The 2,975-nt window shown below is 50.3% G+C and carries 4 protein-coding genes; 2 read left to right on the top strand and 2 right to left on the bottom strand.

Annotation, left to right across the window (positions count from 1 at the left end):
- The first annotated feature begins 67 nt into the window (after window positions 1-67).
- A complete protein-coding gene (locus CAG65_RS02325) occupies window positions 68-319 on the top strand; it encodes a hypothetical protein (protein ID WP_021705644.1) in 252 nt (83 codons plus the stop codon).
- 39 nt (window positions 320-358) lie between these two features.
- On the opposite strand, the gene CAG65_RS02320 is transcribed toward CAG65_RS02325, so the two are convergent.
- Window positions 359-1,393 carry an NADP(H)-dependent aldo-keto reductase gene (locus CAG65_RS02320; protein ID WP_021705643.1) on the bottom strand — a complete coding sequence of 345 codons (1,035 nt, stop codon included), beginning with the start codon at window positions 1,391-1,393 and terminating at the stop codon, window positions 359-361.
- A 124-nt stretch (window positions 1,394-1,517) separates the two neighbouring features.
- On the opposite strand from CAG65_RS02320, the gene CAG65_RS02315 reads away from it, so the two are divergent.
- Window positions 1,518-1,838 carry a DUF6482 family protein gene (locus CAG65_RS02315; RefSeq protein WP_021705642.1) on the top strand — a complete coding sequence of 107 codons (321 nt, stop codon included), beginning with the start codon at window positions 1,518-1,520 and terminating at the stop codon, window positions 1,836-1,838.
- A gap of 13 nt (window positions 1,839-1,851) precedes the next feature.
- Here the strand turns inward: CAG65_RS02315 and mutH are convergent, their stop codons facing one another.
- On the bottom strand, window positions 1,852-2,520 hold the full coding sequence (mutH, locus tag CAG65_RS02310) for a DNA mismatch repair endonuclease MutH (protein ID WP_021705641.1): 669 nt from the start codon (window positions 2,518-2,520) through the stop codon (window positions 1,852-1,854).
- Window positions 2,521-2,975 lie beyond the last annotated feature (455 nt).

The raw sequence follows: 2,975 nt of genomic DNA, 5'->3' as shown, positions 1-2,975 counted from the left end.
TTGTACTCCCATTTTTCCAGACTGCTATTTTCCCAGTAACTTACTCTTAATCTACTGGAGAAATACCATGAGTCATTCTGTCTACCTGAAACTAGCCACCTTACTGGTACGCGCTGATCTGAAACGTGAAGAACGAGTTTGGAAACGCAAGTTGCGCCGTAGCGCTCACGATTTACCGTGGAACAACGTCCATCTGCTACGAGACATCGGTTTGGAACAAGATGGCCGTCCGGTCGGTATGTCTGAACCTGATGCAGTTAAAGCGGAACGTCGTGTGCGTCATCTGCGTCGAGTACTCAGTGCGCGAATACCTACGTAATCTGACCGGGTCAGGTGCTGATACCTGACCCGGAACCCTTTATGGGCAAGGATTGGAGTAAGTCGTTCCGATCTGCTGAATGCCCTCAAGCAACTCCTGAGTTAATTCGACTTCAATACTGTCAATGTTCGACTTCAATTGTTCCAGGTTGGTGGCTCCAATTATATTGGCGGCCACAAACGGACGTTGATTGACAAATGCCAGCGCCATCTGAGCCGGATCCAGGCCGTGCTCACGCGCTAAATCGACATACGCTTGCGTGGCTTTGACGCCTTGTGGCGTAAAGTAGCGGACAAAGCGTTCAAATAAAGTGCAGCGAGCCCCTTCCGGACGCGCACCGTTGAGATATTTACCGCTCAGGCAACCAAACGCCAGTGGCGAATAAGCAAGCAGCTGAACGCCTTCAAAGTGACTGATTTCCGACAAACCGACTTCAAAGCTGCGGTTGAGCAGGTTATAGGGGTTCTGAATTGAGACGATGCGTGGCAGTTCGTGCTTTTCGGCCAAACGCAGCAGTGTCATCACGCCCCACGGCGTTTCATTCGAGACACCGATATAACGCACTTTACCGGCTTTAACCAGGTCACTCAGTGCTTCAAGGGTTTCAATCAGTGTGACTTCATCCTGACTGTCTGGATGAGGATAGTTGAGCTGGCCGAAACAGTTGGTCTGACGCTGAGGCCAATGCAGTTGATACAGGTCGACGTAGTCGGTTTTAAGACGGCGTAGGCTGTCGTCAATTGCCTGATGGATATTGCGTCGATCGAGACTCATGTGATCTCGGATGTACGGGACATTACGAGGCCCGGCAACCTTGGTCGCCAGCACTATTTTTTCACGTTTCCCCGACTTTTCCAGCCAGTTCCCAATAAACTCTTCCGTGCGTCCCTGAGTTTCCGCTTTGGGTGGCACTGGATACATTTCAGCCGTATCAATGAAGTTCACTCCGCGCTCAAGTGCGCAATCCAGCTGGCTGGACGCTTCCGCTTGTGTGTTTTGCTCACCGAAGGTCATCGTGCCAAGGCAGATCTTACTGATTTCTAACGTTGAATGAGGCAGCTTGGTGTATTGCATAGTCCTTCCTTGCTTGTTGTGATTCTCCCACTATAGGGGAAGAGTTTGTCTGAGGGGAAGCAGAAACAGACGGGATTCGCAAAAACAGATGGCTTAGCTAAACTTTGTGCTAAGGAGGTGATTTATGCAGAGACACCAACTGGATAAGTGGATTCACGCCCCGCACAAAGATAGTTATCAACCGCCGAAAGTGTTTGTTATCGGATGTTCTGATTTGTCCCAGTATTTGCTGGCGGTTGAATTTAAACACCGGCTGGAGCCGATCAAGCAAGCGGGTGAAACGCTGCACTTCGACTCTATTGAGCAGGTCAAAGAGGAATTGATCCGGCTGGGGGTAGAACGGGCGTACTTGCGGCTGCATAACGCCTATGATGAGTGCGGCAGCCCCGATGGCCAGTGTTATTGCGATATTGAGTTATCACTGGCGAACCACATCAGTCATTAGCGCATCTGGTGAGCTAAGAGAGAAAGTTCCGTTGCAAAATACGGGCAGTAAACTGCGTTCGCAGATAGAACCCGCGTGGCAGGGTTTTGATTGGCCGGCCTGTGGCGCCATAGGCTTCGGTGACCACCCGGCCGTTGGCCGCTTTGGGGCGTAGCTGTAGCACCTCACCATGACGGGCGGTGATCTGTTCCACCTGACCCAGCACGATCAATTCCATCAGTTCTTCCCAATCTTGTTTGAGCTGCGCTTCTTCATCAGCGTCTGGCGACCAAAGTAAAGGTGAGCCCACCCGTCGTTCAGGCAGGGGAATTTCACGTTCGCCTTGCACGGGTACCCACAGGATACGCGACAGTTTATTGCGTACATGGCTGTGTTCCCAAGTCAGGCCATGCACCCCGGTCAGTGGCGCGACACAAACAAAGGTGGTTTCGAGCGGTTTTCCGCTATGGCTGATCGGAATACTCTTCAGTTCGATACCCAACTGGGCAAAATCTTGGGTCGGTTTGCTGCCTGCGGTGGCACCCAGATGCCATTCAAGCAGTTGTCCGACCCAGCCTTTGTCGCGGCGCAAATCCGGCGGGACGGCCATACCCGCTTCCTTTGCCAGTTCTGCAAATGAGTGGCCGGCAATGCCCATAGCGCGTTCGAGGAGTTCTTGTTCTGACTGAGGTTCTGGTTTCATGACTGTTTCCGCCGACGATCATCCGCAGTATGGTAACAAATTTTTCCAGCACAACGGAATGGCGAGTGTTGTCCCGGGAATGGTCAGATAACGATCGTTTTGCCCAAAAGATCATCTATTCATAACTTATCCACAGAGTGTGGCGTCGAAAACGCAGGATTACGGAGGTCTGGATCAATAAACAGGGGTTTTAACCTCAGTTTAGGGTTGATTTTTCTGACGTGATGCTGAAGTGTTCACTACTGATGTGGATAAAATCGTCGTTGGTGGATCTTTGACCGATCTGTGTGGAAAGGAGATGAGATATCACGCTGGGTTTGAAAATAAACAAAGAATACATTTAAGGTTATGATATTTAATGTTTTTTGTTGTTTGTTTTTTAGGTGACCTCACAGGTCATCTCGGCAGTGTATTTAAAATGATCACTTTCTCATTGATTCTACACATGGTTATGC

Source organism: Vibrio sp. V39_P1S14PM300 (genome assembly GCF_009904765.1).
In the GTDB taxonomy this organism is placed as follows: domain Bacteria; phylum Pseudomonadota; class Gammaproteobacteria; order Enterobacterales; family Vibrionaceae; genus Vibrio; species Vibrio proteolyticus.
The sequence above is the reverse complement of the archived record's forward strand: the minus strand, read 5'-3'. Positions and strand labels throughout refer to the sequence as shown.